Origin of the sequence: Hymenobacter aranciens, from assembly GCF_030580865.1 — a bacterium.
GTDB classification, from domain to species: domain Bacteria; phylum Bacteroidota; class Bacteroidia; order Cytophagales; family Hymenobacteraceae; genus Hymenobacter; species Hymenobacter aranciens.
The window spans coordinates 124,425-142,040 of record NZ_JAUQSY010000002.1; the positions used below are offsets into that span (position 1 = coordinate 124,425).

Here is a 17,616-nt window from a genome sequence, read left to right on the forward strand (position 1 = left end):
CATTTTTCGCATCTTTTTCGCTTACTACACACGTGGCACCCGCTTACTGCACCCGCCGGGCTGCCTTTTTTGCAAAGCAGTGCCTGCAGTCCCGCACAACACCTCTGCAAACGTTCCCGGGCACCTTTGTTTAAAAAACAATGCTGCGTGCCTAACTTTTTTTACCTGCCCTTCAGCAAGCCGCCCCCGGCCCGGGTCTTACTCAAAATAATCGGACGGGTCGGTCTGATTAAGATACTTCCGGAACTTCTCAAAATCGCCGAAATACGGCAATACGCAAGCCATAAACTCGCGCACGGCGGCCGGGCTGTCGGCATACAGCAGCAGCGTTTCGCCCACCGAGTCGAATTCCAGGTGGTTCAGTAGGTCGGGCCGCTCATCCTCGATGATAGTTTCAAGGTGCTCCTGCCAGCTGGTTACCCCGCCGCCGTAGCCAAAGTCCTCAAAGAGTTTGGCGTAGCCGTCGAGCTCGCCCACGGGTGCCAGGATGGCAAACTGCCGGGGCGAGTCGGTGGCGGCTTTGGCAGCGGCCACTTGGAAAGGGAAAGTCAGTGTCATGCCGGCAAGATAGCAGCTTCGGCGGCCGCAAGCGGGCTACTTGCGCTGCCGGAGTTTGCCGGCCTGCCGTAGCAACGGCTCCTGGCCATTCCTGCCCTGCTCCGTTTCAGCTCACCTGGGCTTATACGCCTAGCGTCCAGCCAGCCGCCTGATAATGGGCCGCTTCAACTCGTGGTAGCCCTCAAAGGTGCGCACCGCAGGCCGGCCACCCAGCTGGGTGAGGTATTCGGCTTGCTGAGCCAGCTTCTCGGGACCGAAATACCCGTCGGAGTCGCCGGCCACCAGCGTTAGCTTCAGATTGGTAAGCAATAAGGTAGCGGCGGCGGGTTCGATGTCGGCGGGAAAGTCGCCGGCCCACAGCACGAGATGGGCGGGGCGGCGGCCGGTGTGGGCCAGCCAGCGGCTCACGGTGGCCGTGCCTTGGGAGAAACCCACCACGGTGAGTTGCACTTCGGGGCCGCACTGGGCCAGCAGGTGCTGGGTGAGACTTTCGAGGTAGGCTACGTGGTCGGCAATTTCGCTCAGGCGGTCGTCGCTGGTCATCCACGACGCACCCACGCGGCCGCTCGTGCCCTGCAGGTAGAAACGCGACAGGCCTTCGGGGGCCACCACCACGGTGCTGGGGTCGTCATCGGCCAGCCAGGCAAAGTGACGCACGAAAAAGTTGGCCAGGCTGCCGTAGCCGTGGCATACTATCCACAGCTCTTTGGTATCGGCCGAGGGGGTGCCCCGCTGCTCGTAGCGCGCCGTGCGCGGGGTGGTGAAGTGAAAATCGGGCATGAAGCTTAGACGCTGGGCAAATCGTCGGCCGCAAAGTTAAAGGGCATCAAATCGACCAGCGCGGCGAAGCGCAGGATGGTGCCGTGCCGGCTGGGCAGCAGCAGCGGAATGGGTTGGCCCTGGCGCGCTTCCGATTCCAGCATCACCTGGCGGCAGGCGCCGCAGGGCAGGGCCGCCCCGAAGTCGCCCTGGGCCGGGCGGGCCGCCACGGCCATGCCCACGATGGGCGCGTGCCCCGGCTGGCTGGCCGCCAGGCCAAACAAGGCGGTGCGCTCAGCGCAGAGGCCCGAGGGATAGGCGGCGTTTTCCTGGTTCGTGCCTTGGAAAATACTACCGTCGGCCAGCAGCAGGGCGGCTCCGACGTGGTAGCCGGAGTAGGGCGCGTAGGCGTGGTCGGTAGCGGCGCGGGCGGCTTCCCACACGGCCTGCTCGGCGGGCGTGAGGTCGTGGGCGGAATCCAGCTCTTCGTAGGGCAGGTGCAGCGTGCGGGCGTGGCGGGCCATATAAGTGGCAGAAAATTAGGGGCGGCGAAGATAATGCGAAAAATGCGCGCGTTGCGGGCAGGTTATTTTCGGGTCAGGAGCTTGCGTTCGAGCAGGAGAGTGGTCAGGGGGCTGTCGGGGCGGAGGATGGGCAGGAGCGTTTCGTAGGGAATTTCTACTTCGATGGTCTGGTCGGCGTGGTAGGGGCCAGGAAAGCTCAAGCTTTCGTCGTCACGTTCATCGTAGGTAAAGCTCAGCCCCGTAGCGGTTACCAGGAAGCCGCTGGCGGGTAGCTTGCCATTGGCGCCCACCTGGTCGTAGTGAGGGTTTTCCCAGACGGGCTTCAGCTGCTGTAGCAGCAAGCGGCGCAGCTGCGGCCCGTAGTTGGACCGCAGCAGGTCGGGCAGGGCAAGGCGGCGGCCGGTGCGCAGGTCGTAGGTGCTGCGGCGACTCCGTTGGTGAGAGTAAGCATCGTCGTCGTAGTGGAGGGTGTTGAAATGCTCGAACTGCACCACCGAAAACAGATAGTTGCTGTTGTACAGCACGTACTGGTAGCCGGTGAAAGAATAATCCGACCGTACCTCCTGCTTCACGCGCAGCAGGGAATCGAGATAATGGCCCATGCGCCGGACGGGGGCAGGGCGGCGGAGCGCCTGCTGAATTTGGCGAGTAGCAGCGGTAAGCGGCTGGCGGAGCCGTAGGTAGCTCTGGTGAAAAGTAGCGGAGTCGATGTTGGTGTTGGGATGATAGGGGCTGACCACGAAGCGGTTGAGCTCCCAGGTTTCCTCATCGTAGGCGAGCGCATCGGCGTAGGTTTCGTGCAGGGCGAGCGGCAGGCGGCGTTTGCCATCCGGGCTGCGCCAGGTGCCGCTGAGCTGGACGCCGATTGGCTTGTTGAGCTCAAAATAGCCGGTGGTAGCAGATTCCACGGTTTCGCGTAGCGTTAGCTGATTTCTTTTAGTAGGGCCTTTTTCTGAATACAGGTGCAGTTCCCGGCCCCGGCGGTCATAGTAATAGCTGCCGGAGTAGCCCCAGCGGTTCGAGTCCAGCTGCAGCGTCACGGCTTGCCCGCCAATAGTGCCGCGCCAGCGGCGCGGGCCGTGGTCGGTGTAGTGCTCCAGGCGGTTGACGGGCAGGCGTTTGGCTTGCCCGCACACATTCAAAGTGTTGAGCAATAAGGCAGCCAGCAGCCAGTGGAAGCCTGTCATAAGCCTGAGGTGGTGGAGTGGTGAAAACGCCCGGTGAAGGCAAGGGAGTAATCGGGTAAAGATACTGGCCAGGCCCAGTGGGATGCTATTCGGCCGGTCCCGTACTTTTGCCCGATGAATTCCCGTCTGCTACTTCTCGGCGCGGGCCGCTCGGCCTCGTCGCTCATTCAATACCTGCTGCGCCACGCGCCCACCGAAAACTGGTTTCTGACCGTGGCCGATGCCAACCCGGCCCACCTCGCGCCGGTGCTGGCCGCGCACTCCGAATACGCCCGCGTGCTGCCCTTTGCCCTGGAGGATGAAACCCTGCTCGACCAGCTGGTGAGTGAGGCCGACGTGGTGATTTCCATGCTGCCGGCGCTGTTTCACCCGGTGGTGGCGCGGGCCTGCCTGCACCACGGGCGGCACCTGGCCACGGCCAGCTACGTGAGTGCCGAAATCCGGGAAATGGGGGCTGAGGCGGCGGCGCAAGGGCTGACGTTTCTGATGGAATGCGGGCTCGACCCGGGGCTCGACCACATGTCGGCCATGCGCGTGATTGAGCACATCCGGGCCCGGGGCGGGCGGCTCACGTCGTTCAAAAGCTACTGCGGCGGCCTGCTGGCGCCGGCGGCCGAGGGCGACAACCCCTGGAAATATAAATTCACCTGGAACCCGCGCAACGTGGTGCTGGCCGGGCAGAGCACGGCGAAGTATCTCGAAAACGGCCACCTGCGCTTTATCCCGTACCAGCAATTGTTTGCCCGCACCGAGACGCTGGCCGTGCCCGGCTGGGGCGAGTTTGAGGGCTATGCTAACCGCGACTCGCTGAGCTACCGCGCACCCTACGGGCTCGACGACATCCCGACCATCCTGCGCGGCACCCTGCGCCGCCCCGGCTACTGCGCCGCCTGGCACGCCCTGGTGCGCCTGGGCCTGACGGACGATGCCGTGCGCCTCGGCAACGCCGATACGCTAACGTGGGAGCAGCTTATCGAAGCCTACCTGCCCATTGCCAAAGCCCCGGGCCTCGACCTGCCCACCCGCCTGGCTGCTTACCTGAACCTGGCCCCCGAAAGCGAGGAAATGGGTCGCCTGCACTGGCTGGGTTTGTTTTCGGACCGCCCCGTGGGCTTGCCCGATGCCACGCCTGCGCAACTGCTGGAAAAGCTGCTGACCGAAAAGTGGGCCCTGCAACCGCACGACCACGACCTTATCGTGATGCAGCATTTGTTCGAGTTTGAGCTGGATGGGCAGCGGCGCCGCGCCACCTCCTCGCTGGTGGTGACGGGCGACGACGCCACCCACACCGCCATGGCCAAAACCGTAGGCCTGCCGCTGGGCATGGCCGTGCGCCGCCTGCTGCGCGGTGAGCTGACGCAGCGCGGGGTGGTTATTCCGGTGCAGACCGATTTATACGAGCCGATTCTCAATGAATTGGCGGCTGATTACGGCATCACCTTCGTGGAGGAGGAAAACTAGCCTTCGCTCATAAAGGCTATGACCTGGGGCTGGGTAAGGCGCAGTGTGCTGGGCAGCGCATGTATGCTGCTGACCCCCATGACCCAGGCGCAGCCGGCCCCTGCGGGGCAACATAGCGCACGCCCCAGCGCGGGCGTTTTGATTGCTGCACTCACTGAATTGGGTGGCCATGCGCAAGAATACGGCCATCGTGCGGATGGCTGCCACCGGCGACTTCAGCACCACTACCTCGATTTTTGGGCCAACTGGTGCAAGCCCTGCCAGGCCGGGCAGCCGGTACTGCTGGCCTTGCGCCGGCAGTTTGCCGGGCGGCCGGAGGTGGTTTTCGTGGGAATTTCCATCGATACCAACCTGGCGCCCTGGCGCAGGAGGCGGCGACTGATGCGCCGCTGGCCCTGCAGCGGCAGTTTATTAGCCAGCCCGGCGACACCGCGCTAGGCCAGCTTTTCCAACAGGGAGAGGTGCCCCAATACTGGCTGCTGGGAGCCGACGGGCGCATTCTGAACAGCCGCGCGCCCCGTCCGTCGCATCCGGGCGCGGCGGCGGCCATTGAAGAAGCTATTCGCCAGAACCAGGTGCAGGCAACCGGTGACTCGCGCAAGGCATCCGGAAAGTAGAAATTTCCGGCTTGTGGATTTGGGCAGCTCAGGTAGCTGGCCGTGCCTCCCAGTTGCTCACTTATGCAAACGCTCTCCATTTACTTGAAGCTGCGCGGCCGCCTGCTGGGCCGGCAGCTGCGCGAAATCGGCTGGCTGCGCCTGCTGCTGCTGTTGCCCTTCCTGCTGATGGCGGGTAGCAAGGCGCTGGCCGCGCTGGCCCCGCACCCACTGGGCCGCTGGGTGGTGCCGGGGCTGGTGCTGGCCGGGCTGGCCAGCGCCCACCGGCAGCGCGCCGACTTACGCTTTCTGACCACGGTAAACCCTGCTTTCCAGCCGTGGCTGGCCGTGGAATATGCGCTGCTGGCCTTGCCGGTGGCTTTGGCCTTGCTGGTGATGGGCGCGTACGCCAGTGCCGGAATCACCTTGCTGGTAGCCCCGCTGGCGGCCTGGGCGGGCGCGGCCAGCGCTGGCCGCTCGACCCGCCAGCGGCCACGTAGTCTGCTTCGTAGCGAAGCCTTTGAGTGGGTGAGTGGCCTGCGCGCTACCCGGGCCGGGCTGCTGTGGCCGGCGCTGCTGGCCTTGGCCGGGTGGCAGCAGGCCACGCCGCTGGGGCCGCTAGTGGCGCTGGGCGTATGGCTGCTGGTAGTGCTGGGCAGCTACGGCACCCCCGAGCCGCTCACGATGCTGGCCCTGACGGGCAGCAGCGCCCCGGCAGTACTGCGCCGCCGCTTGCTGCTGGGTTTGGGCTACGCCGGGCTCACGGCGGCGCCGTTCGTCTGGCTGCTGGGCTGCGCGGGCGGCGTGGGAGCGGGGCTGGCCGTAGGGCTGGCCTGGCTGGGGCTGGTGGCGCTGATTATCCTCACCAAGTACGCCTTCTATCCCAACGGCCTGCAAATCCGCATCTCGCAGGCGCTGCTCATTGCCATCACCTTCACTTTGCCCGGCCACCCGGCCTATCTGCCGCTGCTGCTGGTGGCGGCGGGCGGGCTGTGGTGGCAAAGCCAGCGCCGGCTGCGACAGGTGCTGGGGGGAGCGCAGACTTAGGGGTTGCGCTATCCAGTAAGTCCAACTCGCAGGTTCACCCAGATGCCATACGAAGCAGAAATACCCCCTTCAGTCACGCCCGCTAAGGCCCGGCCTGCCATGCCACAAATTTATTCTACAGAAAAATTTGTGTGAAGAATTGCCACAAGTTTTTCTGTAGAGAAAACTTGTGGCATGGCAGACTGTGCCAAATCCAAACCTCCACTACTCAATGCTTGAAATCCGAAACCTCCGCAAAGCCTACGGCCGCCACCAGGTGCTGCACGATGTGAGCCTGACCTTGCATCCCGGCCGCATCCACGGCCTGGTGGGGGCCAACGGCGCGGGCAAAACCACGCTCATCAACTGCCTCTACGGCCTGGAAACCGACTTCGAAGGCTCCATTCGCGACACCGCCGGCCCTGAGTTGCGCCAGCGCACCGGCCTGCTGCCCTACGAGCCCTATTTCTATCCCCGCCTCACCGGGCGCGAGTACCTGGAATTCTGCCTGCAGGCGCGGGGCCGCCCGGTGCCCGATTTCACGGGCTGGAACCAGCTGCTGGAGCTGCCCCTTGACCAGTACGCCGACGAATACTCGGCCGGCATGCGCAAGAAGCTGGCCCTGCTGGCGCTGCTGGTGCAGGATTTTCAGTACCTCATTCTCGACGAGCCCTTCAACGGCCTCGACCTCGAAGCCAACCTGCTGCTGCGCGAAATGCTGAAGCGCCTGCGACAGCGCGGTACCAGCATTTTGCTCACCTCGCACATCCTGGGGGCCATGACCGACGTGGCCGATGAAGTAACCGTGCTGGTGGCGGGCCGGGTGCGCCGCCACTACCAGGCCGACGAGTTTGGCACCCTCGAAGCGGATTTGCTGGCCGATTTGCACGGCGAAAAGCTGGCCCAGCTGGCGGCGCTGCTGTAGCGGGCAATGGTAACCGGCAGTTGGTGGTAGCGCGAAGCCAGTGCCTCGCGCTACCACCAACCGCGGCGCTATTCTACGAGCAGGCGCTTCGTGGCCAGGCCTTGTGCCGTAACCACCTGCACGAGGTAGAAACCGGCGGGCAGCGTGGCCAGGCTCAGGGTGAGGGAGGTATCGGCGGCGCTGGCGGGCAGGGTGGTGCTTTGCAGCACCTGGCCCAGCGCATTGCTCAGCTGCACTACCGCGCCCCGCCGGAGCAGCAGGGTGCCGGGCAGGGTGAGCGTGGCCTCGTGGTGCGCCGGGTTGGGGTGCAGGCCCAGCTGCGCGGCCAGGGCGGCGGAGTGGGTACCCAGCGGCGCCGTAAGGGTGGTAGTAGCCGAGGAACCATTGTTGTAACCGCAATCCGTAGCTACCGCAAAGGTGTAGCTGACTCCCGGCACCAGCGTCAGGGTGACGGGGGAGATGACCGGCGCGGGCACTACCTGCAGCGAGCCGCCGCTGGCAGTGTAGTTCACGGCGTAGCCCCGGCCGTTGGGCGGGCCGGTCCAGGCAAAGCTGTAGGTATTGGCGCGGCCGGCGACGGGCGTCAGGGTAAGGTTGGTGGCGGGGGCGCAGGGCAGGGCGGTGCTGGCCGTGGCGCACAGCGGCGGGGCCGAGGTGGTGCCGCCGGCGCAGTTGCTCACCAGGCACACCTCGTAGCTGGTGTTGGGTGTCAGGCCGGTAATCGTCAGCGGCGAGCTCACGTTCGCAACGGTAACGGTGGGGCCGCCCGCCGTGGGAACGTAGGTGAGCGTGGTGCTGCTCACGCCCGGCGTGCCCGGGGTAAAGCTGACATCGAGGCCGGTGAGCGGATTTAGAAAGCTGGTAGTGACGCTAAGGCCAGTGGGCGGCGGACAAATCGCAATGCGCGGTACGCAGTTGAGCGTCAGCTCGAACGTGCCAAATGCCGGGATAGACTGCCGGGCACTCACGAAAATATAGTACGTGGTACCAAGCTGGCTCAGAAAATTGTACTGACCATACTCCGGGTTGGCCGGGCAGCCCGAGTTGCCCGAGCTTTGCCCCACGCAGGTCAGAGCGCCGCAGGTACCGCTGAATACCCGGATGGAATTAGGAAAGTCGGTGAGTGGCCGGCAGGTGCTCAGCTTGATGCTGTCGCCGGTGCCTACGAAGCGGTAAAACAAGCCCGCAGAGCCACTACCGCCACAGGACGTGGCCGGCAGCGTCACGGGATGAGCATTGAAGGTCGAGGCAATAATGGTTTGCCCGCAAACGACGGGCAGCGCGCCGGCGCACTCCTCGTTGACGGGCCCCACCGGCGTGGTGCTGAAGGTCAGCGTCACGGGCAGGCTCTGGCCGCTGCCGCAGCTGCTCACGATGCTGGCCGTGTAGGTGGTGCTCGGCAGCAGGCCCGTGAGCGGAATGGGCCGGGCCGTGGTCGTAAAGGTTGAAGTGAAGCCCCCGGCGCTGGTGAGCGTGACGGTGTAGCCGGTGCTGCCCGCTGCCGGCGAAAACATCAACCGGGCCGAGCTGGCGGTCAGGGCTTCCACACGGGCATTGGTAATGTTGTTGCACGCGGCGGGCTCGCTGATGCAGATGGCAAACGTGTCGGCCGGAATGCCCAGCAGGTCCTCATCGTAGCCCACGCGCACGTAGTAGGTCGTGTTAGGCGTCAGATTGCGCAGGATGAGCGGCGCCGCCGCCTGCGCCACGCCCACCGGCCCGCTGCTGCCCGTGGTGCAGCCTAGCTGCGCGAAGGTGCCGGTGCAGCTGGCAGCGCTGCCCGCCGCCAGGTGCGTGGCCGCGGCCCCCGTAACGACAATGCTGGCACCCTGGCTGCCCGCCCCGGTAGCGGGCGTCGTGAACGTGAACCACACGTCGCGCGACGGATTCTGCGCGCCGCACAAGCCCAGCGCCGCCACCGACTGGGTGGCCCCCACCAGGGTGCCGGTGACCGGGGCGGTGCAGCTGGCGCCGCCCATCGGCACGGCAATGGCGCCGCAGGGCTCGTCGTTGGCCAGCAGCTGGGTTTGAATGGATACCGGTCCGCTGAGGGTGCTGGGGCCGTCGGCGCCGCAGTCGCGGCGCACGTAGAAGTCGTAGGCCTGGCCGGGCGTCAGGGCCGTGGCCGTGTAGGTGGTGCTGCTCAGGCCCGGCACCCGCGTAGCGCCCGGGGCCGAGGTGCCCGGCACAAAGCCCGCCGGGCCATATTCAACAATGAACGTGCCGCCCGGGCCGGTGGCCTGCCAGTCGAAGCGGACCTCCGTCCGGCTCAGCAAAGTAACCTGCAGGGCCGTGGGAGCGGGGCAGGCCGGGGCCGGCGTGAGGCAAATGGAGAATTGACTGATGGTGCTGGGGCCGCTTATGTACGACGTAGTACCTCCCGACACGGCCAGGAAGTACGTGGTGCCCGGGCTCAGGCCCGCCACCGTGAGCGGCGGAGCCACCGACAAACCATCCGAGATGCTGCACCCCAGCTCGGTGAAGGGGCCATTGGCGCCATTCAGGCTGCTGAATACCCGCAGAAAGCTTCCATTGACGCGGTTCGGGGGGCTGGCTACGGTGGCGGTGATGCCCCGGCTGCCCGGCCCGGTAGCGGCAGTGGTGAAGGAAAACCATACATCCCTGGAGCTGGCGCTGTTGGCCGAGCAAGGGGAGGCCCCGTAGCCGTTGGGCACGGTAGCGGTGGCCTGGCGCAGCGAGCCCACCACCGGCTGGCAGGTGGCCGCCAGGGGCAAGGCTACCGCCCCGGCCGGCTCGTCCTGCGGATTGCCGGACATAAACGTGCGGGTGATAATCGTGCCCGGCCCGCCACTGGCGCAAATGGCCTGCAGCGTGACGGTGTATTCCGTAAGCGGGGTCAAGCCAGTTAGTTGGATAGGTGTCGTGGTCGGGTTGGGCGTGAGCGTAGTAGCCGGGCCGCCCGCCGTCGGGGCATACGTCACGAGGTAGCTGAGATTACCCGGCCCCGGCAAAAACTGCAGCTGCGCCGTAGCCGCCGTGATATTAGCCAGGTCCACGTTGATAGGGTCGCCGCAGGCGGGCGGGTCGGCTATGCAAATCGTGAAAGGGCCCAGGCCTACATTGTATTGCGATACCCGCAGGTAGTAAGTAGTATTAGGCGTGAGGGTGCCCAGCACCAAAGGCGGCGCCGTCTGGCTGGTGAATGTACCAGCAGTACAGGCTATTTCGGTGAGCGGAGCGCCGCAGCCGCCCCCCGCAAATAGGCGCAGCTCGCCGGCCGTGGCGCCCGCGACGGTGATGGTCGCGCCCGTGCTGGCCGGTCCCGTTGCCGCCGTGGTGAAGCGGTACCATACGTCAAAGGGCCGCGTGTTCGAGCAGCCGGCTTGGGAGTACCCATTGGCCGGGCTGGTGGTGGCCCCGACGAGCGTGCCGGCGGTGGGCTGGCAGGTGGCTCCGCTCAGCGGCAGCACCTGGGCCGTGCAAGGCTCATCGTTGAGCACAGACGTAGTGAACGTGAGGGTAGAGGCCGGACTGACGCCGCCCCCGCTGCAATTGCTGCTCACGCTGACGGTGTACCTGGTGTTGGGCAGCAGGTTGGTAAGGCTCACCGGCGGGGCCGTCGGGTTGGGGCTCACGACCACCGCCGTGGTGCCGCCCGGATACGTGTACGACACCGTGTAGCTCAGCGCCGCGCCCGGTCCGGTGAAAGCCAGCGTGGCGCCGGTGCCCGTGAGGTTGCTGACGGCCAGGCCAGTCGGGGCCGGGCACTGCCCCCAGGCCATTGATAAGCAGCCAAACCACAGCAGCACCGGCAGCAGCTGGCGGCAAATGGTTGAAATGGTAGATGAAGTAAGGGTTGTTTGCACAGCAGAAGTGAGAGATGAGGTGAAAAATCGGCACTAGATACGACCTTTTCTGCGAAAGCCCGCTTACAACCGGCACCCTTGGGAGCGGCTTACGGCTAGCCGGTTGCCTAAAGCGCCAGGTAAAACCCCGCCAGCAGCGCCCGAAACGCCGGCGAGTAGTCCTCGCCCGCCGTTGCCCGGATAGCCAACTCGGTTTCCACTACCGGCCCCGCCACCCGCCGAAACCCCACGATGTGCCGGAGCACGCGGCTGCCCGCCCGGTGCCGCACCACCAGCCGCGTGGCCGGGTGCAGCTGCACCTGCCCGGCCTCCCGCTCGAAAGCGGCCATCTCAAGGGGCGGCAGCAGCACCGTCAGCAGGCCGTTTGAGGCGAGAAATTCCGCCGCGAAGCCCGCCAGCTCAGCAAAGGAAAGCGTATCGGGCGCGGTGTGGCGGGCGGTGCTGCGCGCCGCATCGGGCGAGCGCAGCGACTGCTGGAAAAACGGCGGATTGCAGATAATGTGGCTAAATGAAGCTGGCTGTGTGCCCGCATAAGCGGCCAGACTCAGCGGCTGCACGCGGATGCGGCTGGCCCAGGGGCTGGCGGCTACGTTTTCGGCAGCTTGGGCAGCGGCGGCTTCGTCAATTTCGATAGCTTCGATGTCCACGCCGGGGTGGCGCTGGGCGGCCATCAGCGCCAGCAGGCCGGTGCCGGTGCCAATGTCGAGCAGGCGGGTGGCGCCGTGCAGGTCGGCCACGGCGCCGAGCAGGCAGGCGTCGGTGCTCACCTTCATGGCGCAGGCCGCCTGCGCGATGCGGAACTGCTGGAACTCAAAGTAGTCGTTGGGCATAAGCTGCAAACATACTGCCTGCCTATGCGGGCCGCTGAACAAAGCAAAACCTTTTTAGAGATAGGAGGTTCGGGGTGAGGTATTCCATACGCTTTCACTTCATCTTCTCATCACTTACTTGCCCCTATGAAGCCAACACGTTTACTTATTGCCTTACTGCTGCTGCTGCCCGCCCTGCGCACCGTGGCGCAATGCTCCTTCACACCCACGGTTACGCCCAATAACCTGATTTTGTGCCCGAATTCACAGGATACCATCTGGACGCAGGCCTACGATTCTTACCAGTGGTATAAGGACAACGTGCTGCTGCCGGGCGCCACCAACCGCTACTACGTGGTCGATGCTTTCCAGGACTCCGGCAGTGAGTTTAAGGTGGCAGCCACGCAGGCGGGCTGCACGGCCACCTCGGCCAACGTGCTCGTCGATGGCTGGGCGTTTCTGCCGGTCAGCGTGGTGTCGCGCGGCGGGGCCACGGGCTTTGCCATCGACCCCAACAACGGCTCCGTCATTCTCTGCGACTCGACGCGTCTGCACGACCGGGACACGCTGTATCTGAGCGTAAACGCGCCGTACACCACGAACATCAAGTGGTACCACAACGGCGCCTTGCTGCCGGGCGCCAGCAGCCCCACCCTGACAATAGCGGAGACGGGAAGCTATTACGTGGAAGGCGCACCGGCCAAGTGCCCGAACTACGTGCAGCGCAGCCTGCCCGTGGATGTGGTGGTGCGCCAGCCCACCCGCCCACTCATCACCCAGGTGGGTTCGCAGCTGCAGGCCAATCCGCCCGCCGGGCAGGCACTGAGCTCCTACCAGTGGTACCTTAATGGCGTGGCCATCGGGGGCGCTACCGGCAACGTGTACAATCCTACCGCCCTGGGAACCTACTGGGTACAGGCCGAGGACCCGTACTGTCACACCATTTCGAGTCCGTTTCAGCTCACCACACTGGCCGCGCGCGGCAGTGCCCTGGCGCAGCAAACTAGTGTGTATCCGAACCCCACCCGTGGCGTGGTGTACCTCGCCTCGCCCCTGCGCCTGACGGCTACGCTCTACTCGCTCACCGGCCAGACGGTGCGCGCGGCGGCCCCGGCCACCAGCCTCGACCTGAACGGCTTGCCCGATGGCATGTACCTGCTGCAACTTCGCGGGCCGGATGGGACCATTGTGAAAACCGAGAAGCTGGTAAAAGTCGCGCAGGAATAACCGGCCGGCCTGGTTTCGCGACGCCAAAGCCCCGTTTCCCCGCCGGAAACGGGGCTTTTTTGTAGCACCGTGCCCGTTCAGGCCGGCGTAGCGGCGGAGTTCATTAGTTCATAAGCAGTTTAGCCGTCACCAGCTAGCCCGGCAGCTGCGGGGCGCCTTTGTGGCGATGCCAGCGCTGCAGCAGCCAGCGGTGGGCCGGCTTTTCCAGGCCATAGTACAGCCCGATGGACGCCAGCCACAGCAGCGCCAGCAGCACCAGCGTGGCTACCGGCGGCGCCAGGGCGGGCACCAACCAGGGCCGCAGCCACTGCGCCACCACCCCCATGTGCAGCAGATAGAAGCAGTACGAAGCGCGCCCCAACAGCTGCAGCGGGGCCGAGCCCAGCCCGCGGCTTAGCCAGGTGGTTTCGGTGGCCAGGCCCACCAGCAGCAGGCCGGTGGCCCAGGGCAGCAGCAGGTTATTGGCCAGCGCGCCGGGCAGCACCACGATGCTCACGCCTACACCCGCCGCGTGGTGAATACCCGTCAGCAGCGCCACGGCTAGCCCCAGCGCCAGGCTGCCCAGCAGCGTCAGCCGCCCGCGCTTCGGGGTTTGTTCCGGCGTTTCCCGGAAAAAAAACCAGGCGAAGCCCGCGCCCACCAGGAACTCGGTCAGGCGGCCGAATATCGTCGCTTTCAGCACGAACATGTAAGTGCCCAGCCCCGGCAGCAATGCATAAACGCCCAGGCCCAGGCCGGCCAGCCCCAGCGCCAGCAGCGGCCAGGCCCGGCGCGGCCCGAATCGCCAGCCCAGCCAGAACAGCACCGGCGCCAGCAGATAAAAGCCTTCTTCCACCGTGAGCGACCAGGCCGGGCCGATGCCGGTGAGATACCATTCTTCGGTGAGGCCTTTGAGCAGCGTTACGTTCACGATATACAGCTTCAGCCACTTACCGAACGCCTGGGGCACCTCGAAATAGCTGGCGAGGAAGGTGGCCGTGGTCAGCACCACGTACACCGGCGCGATGCGCGCCACCCGGTGCACCAGGTAATCGAGCCAGACGCGGGGCGTGAAGCGGCGGCTGGCGTAGCGCCGCGTGAGCAGAAAGCCGCTCAGGGTGAAAAACACCGACACGCCAATGTGCAGCTCGCTGATGACGGCCCGGAAGTCAGTAGCCAGCTTAGGCGAGCTAAACCACGCCACCCCGCGCTGATGAAACATAAACACGGCCAGCGCCGCCAGCGCCCGCAGGCCCGTCAGGGCCGGGTAGTACGCTGGGGAGGTTTGCCTCATAGCAGGGGAGCGGCGGCCACGATGCGCTCGTAGCCTTCGTCGGGCAGCAGGCCTTTGCCGAGGGCGCTTTGCACGGCCAGCACGTCGCAGCGCTCGTTTTCGGCGTGGCCGGCGTGGCCCTTTATCCAGCGGAAGGTGACGGTGCGCTGCCGGTACACTTTCAGGAAGCGGCGCCAGAGGTCTTCGTTGGCTTTCTTGGCGAAATCGGGCTTGCGCTCCCAGTTGAACACCCAGCGCTGAACCACGGCATCGACCACGTACTTGGAATCGGACACCACCAGCACCGGGATTTCGGGGCGCGTGACGGCCTCCAGGCCCACTATCACGGCCAGCAGCTCCATGCGGTTGTTGGTGGTGAGGCGAAAGCCCTGGGTGAGCTCCTTTTCGTGGGGGCCATAGCGCAGGATGGCGCCGTAGCCCCCCGGGCCGGGGTTGCCGCGGGCCGAGCCGTCGGTGTAGAGGTGAATGGTGGGGGAGGACATGGGAGAGGAAGGGAGACGGAGAAAAAATCAGAACGTCATCCTGAGCGCAGCGAAAGGACCTCGCCCGCTTCGTTGAACGATGACGGCAGAACGATTTTGATTACTGCCACACGAGGCGCGGGCGAGGTCCTTTCGCTACGCTCAGGATGACGTTCTATCGAAGACGTTCTTAAAAATTCGCTTTAAATAGCTTGATGGCAATAGCCAGCAGAATCACCCCGAACACGCGGCGCAGCACGTTCTCGCCGGCCTTGCCGAGCTGGCGCTCAATCCAGGGGCTGGTTTTGAGCACGACGTAGACGAACACCAGATTGAGCCCGATGCCGACGAGGATGTTGGGCACCGAGTAGGCGGCGCGCAGCGAGAGCAGCGTCGTCATGGTGCCGGCGCCCACGATGAGCGGAAACGCCAGCGGCACAATGGAGCCGGTGCTGTCGTTGAGGTCCGACTTAAACAGCTCAATGTTGAGCGTCATCTCCAGGCCGATGAGGAAGATAATGACCGCGCCCGCCAGGGCAAAGCTCTGGTTATCGACCCCGAACAAGCCCAGAATACTCTGCCCCAGAAACAGGAACGTGACCATGATGCAGCCCGCCACGAAGGTGGCCAGCTCGGGCTTGATGCGGCCCTCGCGCTGCCGAATCTGGATGATGATGGGGATGGAGCCGATGATGTCAATCACGGCAAAGAGCGTGAGGGTGACGGATAGGATGTGCTTGAAAACGAGCATAGGCAGAACGAAAACTCCCCTCCTTGGAAAGGAGGGGATGTGAGCCGCGAAGAGCGGCGAACGGGGGTGGTTCGCCCGCTCGCGCCGTTAGGGGAAGTTAGTGGTGGCGGGAGGGTCGTTCTAGCGGCGCGACCGGGCGAACCACCCCCGTTCAGCCTGCGGCTGAACATCCCCTCCTTTCCAAGGAGGGGAGCTTGTCGTTCTTTCAGCCCTTTACCTACCCCGGAAACTCCTTCACAAAAAACTGCACCAGCGCCTCAAACGCCGCATCGGGCACGGCGGGGAAGTTGGCGATGCGGATGGTGGTGTTTTTGAGGGGGCCGTAGCCGCTGCCCAGGTGCAGGCCGGCTTCCTTGGCTTTGGCCTTGATTTCGTCGATGAGGGCGGCCTCGCCGCGCAGGCCGATGACGGTGGTGGAGCGGGTTTCGGGGTTGGTGATGAGGGGCGTGAGGGGCGTGTTGTGCTCGAAGAAGGCGTAGAGCTTCTCGGCGCGGTCCACGAGGTGCTGGTGCACGGTTTTGATGGGCTCGCGCTCGGCCAGCACCCGGCCCAGGAGGTAGATGCCCAGCACGTTGGGGGTGTAGTTGGTCTGGTGGTTGAGCATCTGCGAGAGCATGGCCGGCAGGGCATTGTAGTGGGCGCGGTCGTTGACGGCCTTGGCCTGGGCCACGGCGCGGGGCGAGAGCACCAGGATGCCCAGGCCGGCGGGCAGGCCGAAGCACTTCTGCACCGAGGCCAGCCACACGTCGGCCTTGATGAACTTGAGGTTGATGCCGGCCATCGAACTGGTGGCATCCACGGCCAGCAGGGCGTTGCCGAGGCGGTTGAAGAGGTTCAGGATAAAGCCCTCGCGCAGCTGGGTGGCGGTGCTGGTTTCGTTCTGGGTGATGGCCACGAGGTCGTAGCTGTCGAGCGGCTGGGGCAGGGTGGCGAAGTTGGGCACCTCATCGAGGCCGAAGACCACGCCGGTGCTCTCGGGGCGCTGGGCCTGGGCGTATTTCAGCCACTTGTGGCCGAAGTCGCCGTTGTAGAGGTGAAACGAGCGGCGCGGGGTGAGGCTCTGCACCAGGATTTCCCAGCACTCGGTGGCCGAGCCGGTGAACAGGACCGTGTAGTCCTGCGGGATGTTGAGCTTGGTTTTGAGGTCGGTCACGGTCTGGCGCACCAGGTTGGTGACCTTTTCGGAGCGGTGCGGGGCGGCGAGCCAGCCCTCGTCAAAAGCGTCTTGCAGGTAGCCGCGCACGGCGGGATAAACGGCCGAAGGACCGGGGTTGAAGGTGTAGGTAGCAGCCACGAGGCGAAAGTTTAAGGGTTGAAGGGGAACGCGGCGCAGGCAGTTCCGACTCCACAAAGGTACGGCAGGGGGGAGGGCCGGCCGAAGGATTTACGGCCTTTATTGGAACAGAAAAGCAAGCACGGCTAGCCAAATGTTTGGCCGCGCACGTTTGGCGTCAGAACCAGGCCGTCCCGCATCCGGGGAAGGCATCCTTGGCCCCAAACCAAGCCATCCAAACGTCGGGGAGGCCATCTTTGGCGCCAAAACCCTCATCCCACATCCGGTGACGGCATCTTTGGTCTCAAAACCTTCATCCTACATCCGGTGAGGCATACTTTGGGGCCAAAGATGCCTTCCCCGGATGTGGGATGGCTTCTTTTTCACACCCGAAACCCTACCCGCTTGGGCCGCTGCTGCTGAAACCAGTGCAGCGCCAGCCGGTAGCTTTCGAGCCCGAAGCCACTGATGCTGCCCGCGCAGTGCCGCCCGAGGAGGCTCTTTTGCCGGAAGTCCTCGCGGGCGGCCAGGTTGCTCAGGTGCACCTCCACGACCGGGGTGTTGATGGCCGCCACGGCATCGGCCAGGGCCACGCTGGTATGGGTGTAGCCGCCGGCATTGAGCACCACGCCGTGGTAGCTGAAGCCCACTTCGTGCAGCTTATCAATGAGCTGGCCCTCGTGGTTCGACTGAAAGTGGGTGAGCGTAAAGTCGGGGAAGGCCGCCGTGAGCTCGGGGAAGTAGTCCTCGAAGGAGCGGTTGCCGTAGATGCCGGGCTCGCGGCGGCCGAGCAGGTTGAGGTTGGGGCCGTTGAGGAGGAGAATTTCCATGAGAAGGGGAGGTCGTTGTAGCGCGAACTTTGTAGTTCGCGTCCCGGAACGCCCAATCGGCGCGGGGACGCGAACTACAAAGTTCGCGCTACAATGGCACACGGCGCTTGGCGGCGGCGCGGCAAGGGC

General features: G+C 64.9%; 16 protein-coding genes. 5 read left to right on the forward strand and 11 right to left on the reverse strand.

All coding sequences use genetic code 11. The annotated features are described in order from the left end of the window. Positions 1–198: 198 nt before the first annotated feature. From Q5H93_RS02690 to Q5H93_RS02705, 4 genes are all read right to left on the reverse strand, one after another. Positions 199–558, reverse strand: coding sequence for a hypothetical protein (locus Q5H93_RS02690; protein WP_305004941.1), 360 nt, complete (start codon positions 556–558; stop codon positions 199–201). Positions 559–687: 129 nt separating this feature from the next. Continuing rightward, a complete protein-coding gene (locus Q5H93_RS02695) occupies positions 688–1,338 on the reverse strand; it encodes an alpha/beta hydrolase (protein WP_305004942.1) in 651 nt (216 codons plus the stop codon). 5 nt (positions 1,339–1,343) lie between these two features. After that, positions 1,344–1,841: a cytidine deaminase gene (locus tag Q5H93_RS02700; protein ID WP_305004943.1), complete on the reverse strand. Its 498-nt coding sequence runs from the start codon at positions 1,839–1,841 to the stop codon at positions 1,344–1,346. Between the two features lie 62 nt (positions 1,842–1,903). Further along, positions 1,904–3,028, reverse strand: a complete 1,125-nt coding sequence (locus Q5H93_RS02705) for a hypothetical protein (protein WP_305004944.1) — start codon at positions 3,026–3,028, stop codon at positions 1,904–1,906. A 114-nt stretch (positions 3,029–3,142) separates the two neighbouring features. Here Q5H93_RS02705 and Q5H93_RS02710 point away from each other — a divergent pair, with 114 nt between their 5' ends. The 4 genes from Q5H93_RS02710 to Q5H93_RS02725 all read left to right on the forward strand — a co-directional run bounded on the left by Q5H93_RS02710 (position 3,143) and on the right by Q5H93_RS02725 (position 7,036). After that, positions 3,143–4,489: a saccharopine dehydrogenase family protein gene (locus Q5H93_RS02710; RefSeq protein WP_305004945.1), complete on the forward strand. Its 1,347-nt coding sequence runs from the start codon at positions 3,143–3,145 to the stop codon at positions 4,487–4,489. A gap of 78 nt (positions 4,490–4,567) precedes the next feature. Beyond that, positions 4,568–4,927, forward strand: coding sequence for a TlpA family protein disulfide reductase (locus Q5H93_RS24115; RefSeq protein ID WP_369810979.1), 360 nt, complete (start codon positions 4,568–4,570; stop codon positions 4,925–4,927). Positions 4,928–5,169: 242 nt separating this feature from the next. After that, on the forward strand, positions 5,170–6,132 hold the full coding sequence (locus Q5H93_RS02720) for a hypothetical protein (RefSeq protein ID WP_305004947.1): 963 nt from the start codon (positions 5,170–5,172) through the stop codon (positions 6,130–6,132). A 211-nt stretch (positions 6,133–6,343) separates the two neighbouring features. Beyond that, positions 6,344–7,036 (forward strand): ABC transporter ATP-binding protein, encoded by a 693-nt coding sequence (locus Q5H93_RS02725; protein WP_305004948.1) that lies wholly within the window; start codon positions 6,344–6,346, stop codon positions 7,034–7,036. Positions 7,037–7,104: 68 nt separating this feature from the next. Here the strand turns inward: Q5H93_RS02725 and Q5H93_RS02730 are convergent, their stop codons facing one another. Together Q5H93_RS02730 and Q5H93_RS02735 are read right to left on the reverse strand one after the other, a co-directional pair. Then, positions 7,105–10,863, reverse strand: coding sequence for a fibronectin type III domain-containing protein (locus Q5H93_RS02730; RefSeq protein WP_305004949.1), 3,759 nt, complete (start codon positions 10,861–10,863; stop codon positions 7,105–7,107). Between the two features lie 107 nt (positions 10,864–10,970). Next, positions 10,971–11,693 carry a tRNA1(Val) (adenine(37)-N6)-methyltransferase gene (locus Q5H93_RS02735; RefSeq protein WP_305004950.1) on the reverse strand — a complete coding sequence of 241 codons (723 nt, stop codon included), beginning with the start codon at positions 11,691–11,693 and terminating at the stop codon, positions 10,971–10,973. Positions 11,694–11,819: 126 nt separating this feature from the next. On the opposite strand from Q5H93_RS02735, the gene Q5H93_RS02740 reads away from it, so the two are divergent. Further along, on the forward strand, positions 11,820–12,899 hold the full coding sequence (locus Q5H93_RS02740; protein WP_305004951.1) for a T9SS type A sorting domain-containing protein: 1,080 nt from the start codon (positions 11,820–11,822) through the stop codon (positions 12,897–12,899). A gap of 133 nt (positions 12,900–13,032) precedes the next feature. Here Q5H93_RS02740 and Q5H93_RS02745 read toward each other — a convergent pair whose 3' ends face one another. The 5 genes from Q5H93_RS02745 to aroQ form a co-directional block, all read right to left on the reverse strand. Beyond that, positions 13,033–14,172 carry an acyltransferase family protein gene (locus Q5H93_RS02745; RefSeq protein WP_305004952.1) on the reverse strand — a complete coding sequence of 380 codons (1,140 nt, stop codon included), beginning with the start codon at positions 14,170–14,172 and terminating at the stop codon, positions 13,033–13,035. Continuing rightward, positions 14,169–14,654, reverse strand: coding sequence for a ribonuclease HI (gene rnhA / locus Q5H93_RS02750; protein WP_305004953.1), 486 nt, complete (start codon positions 14,652–14,654; stop codon positions 14,169–14,171). The genes Q5H93_RS02745 and rnhA overlap by 4 nt, the downstream gene beginning before the upstream one ends. A 169-nt stretch (positions 14,655–14,823) precedes the next feature. After that, on the reverse strand, positions 14,824–15,384 hold the full coding sequence (locus Q5H93_RS02755) for a MarC family protein (protein ID WP_305004954.1): 561 nt from the start codon (positions 15,382–15,384) through the stop codon (positions 14,824–14,826). Between the two features lie 217 nt (positions 15,385–15,601). Beyond that, positions 15,602–16,678 carry an aminotransferase class V-fold PLP-dependent enzyme gene (locus tag Q5H93_RS02760; RefSeq protein ID WP_305004955.1) on the reverse strand — a complete coding sequence of 359 codons (1,077 nt, stop codon included), beginning with the start codon at positions 16,676–16,678 and terminating at the stop codon, positions 15,602–15,604. Positions 16,679–17,040: 362 nt separating this feature from the next. After that, entirely contained in the window at positions 17,041–17,487 is a 447-nt protein-coding gene (aroQ, locus tag Q5H93_RS02765; protein WP_305004956.1) for a type II 3-dehydroquinate dehydratase, read from the reverse strand. Positions 17,488–17,616 lie beyond the last annotated feature (129 nt).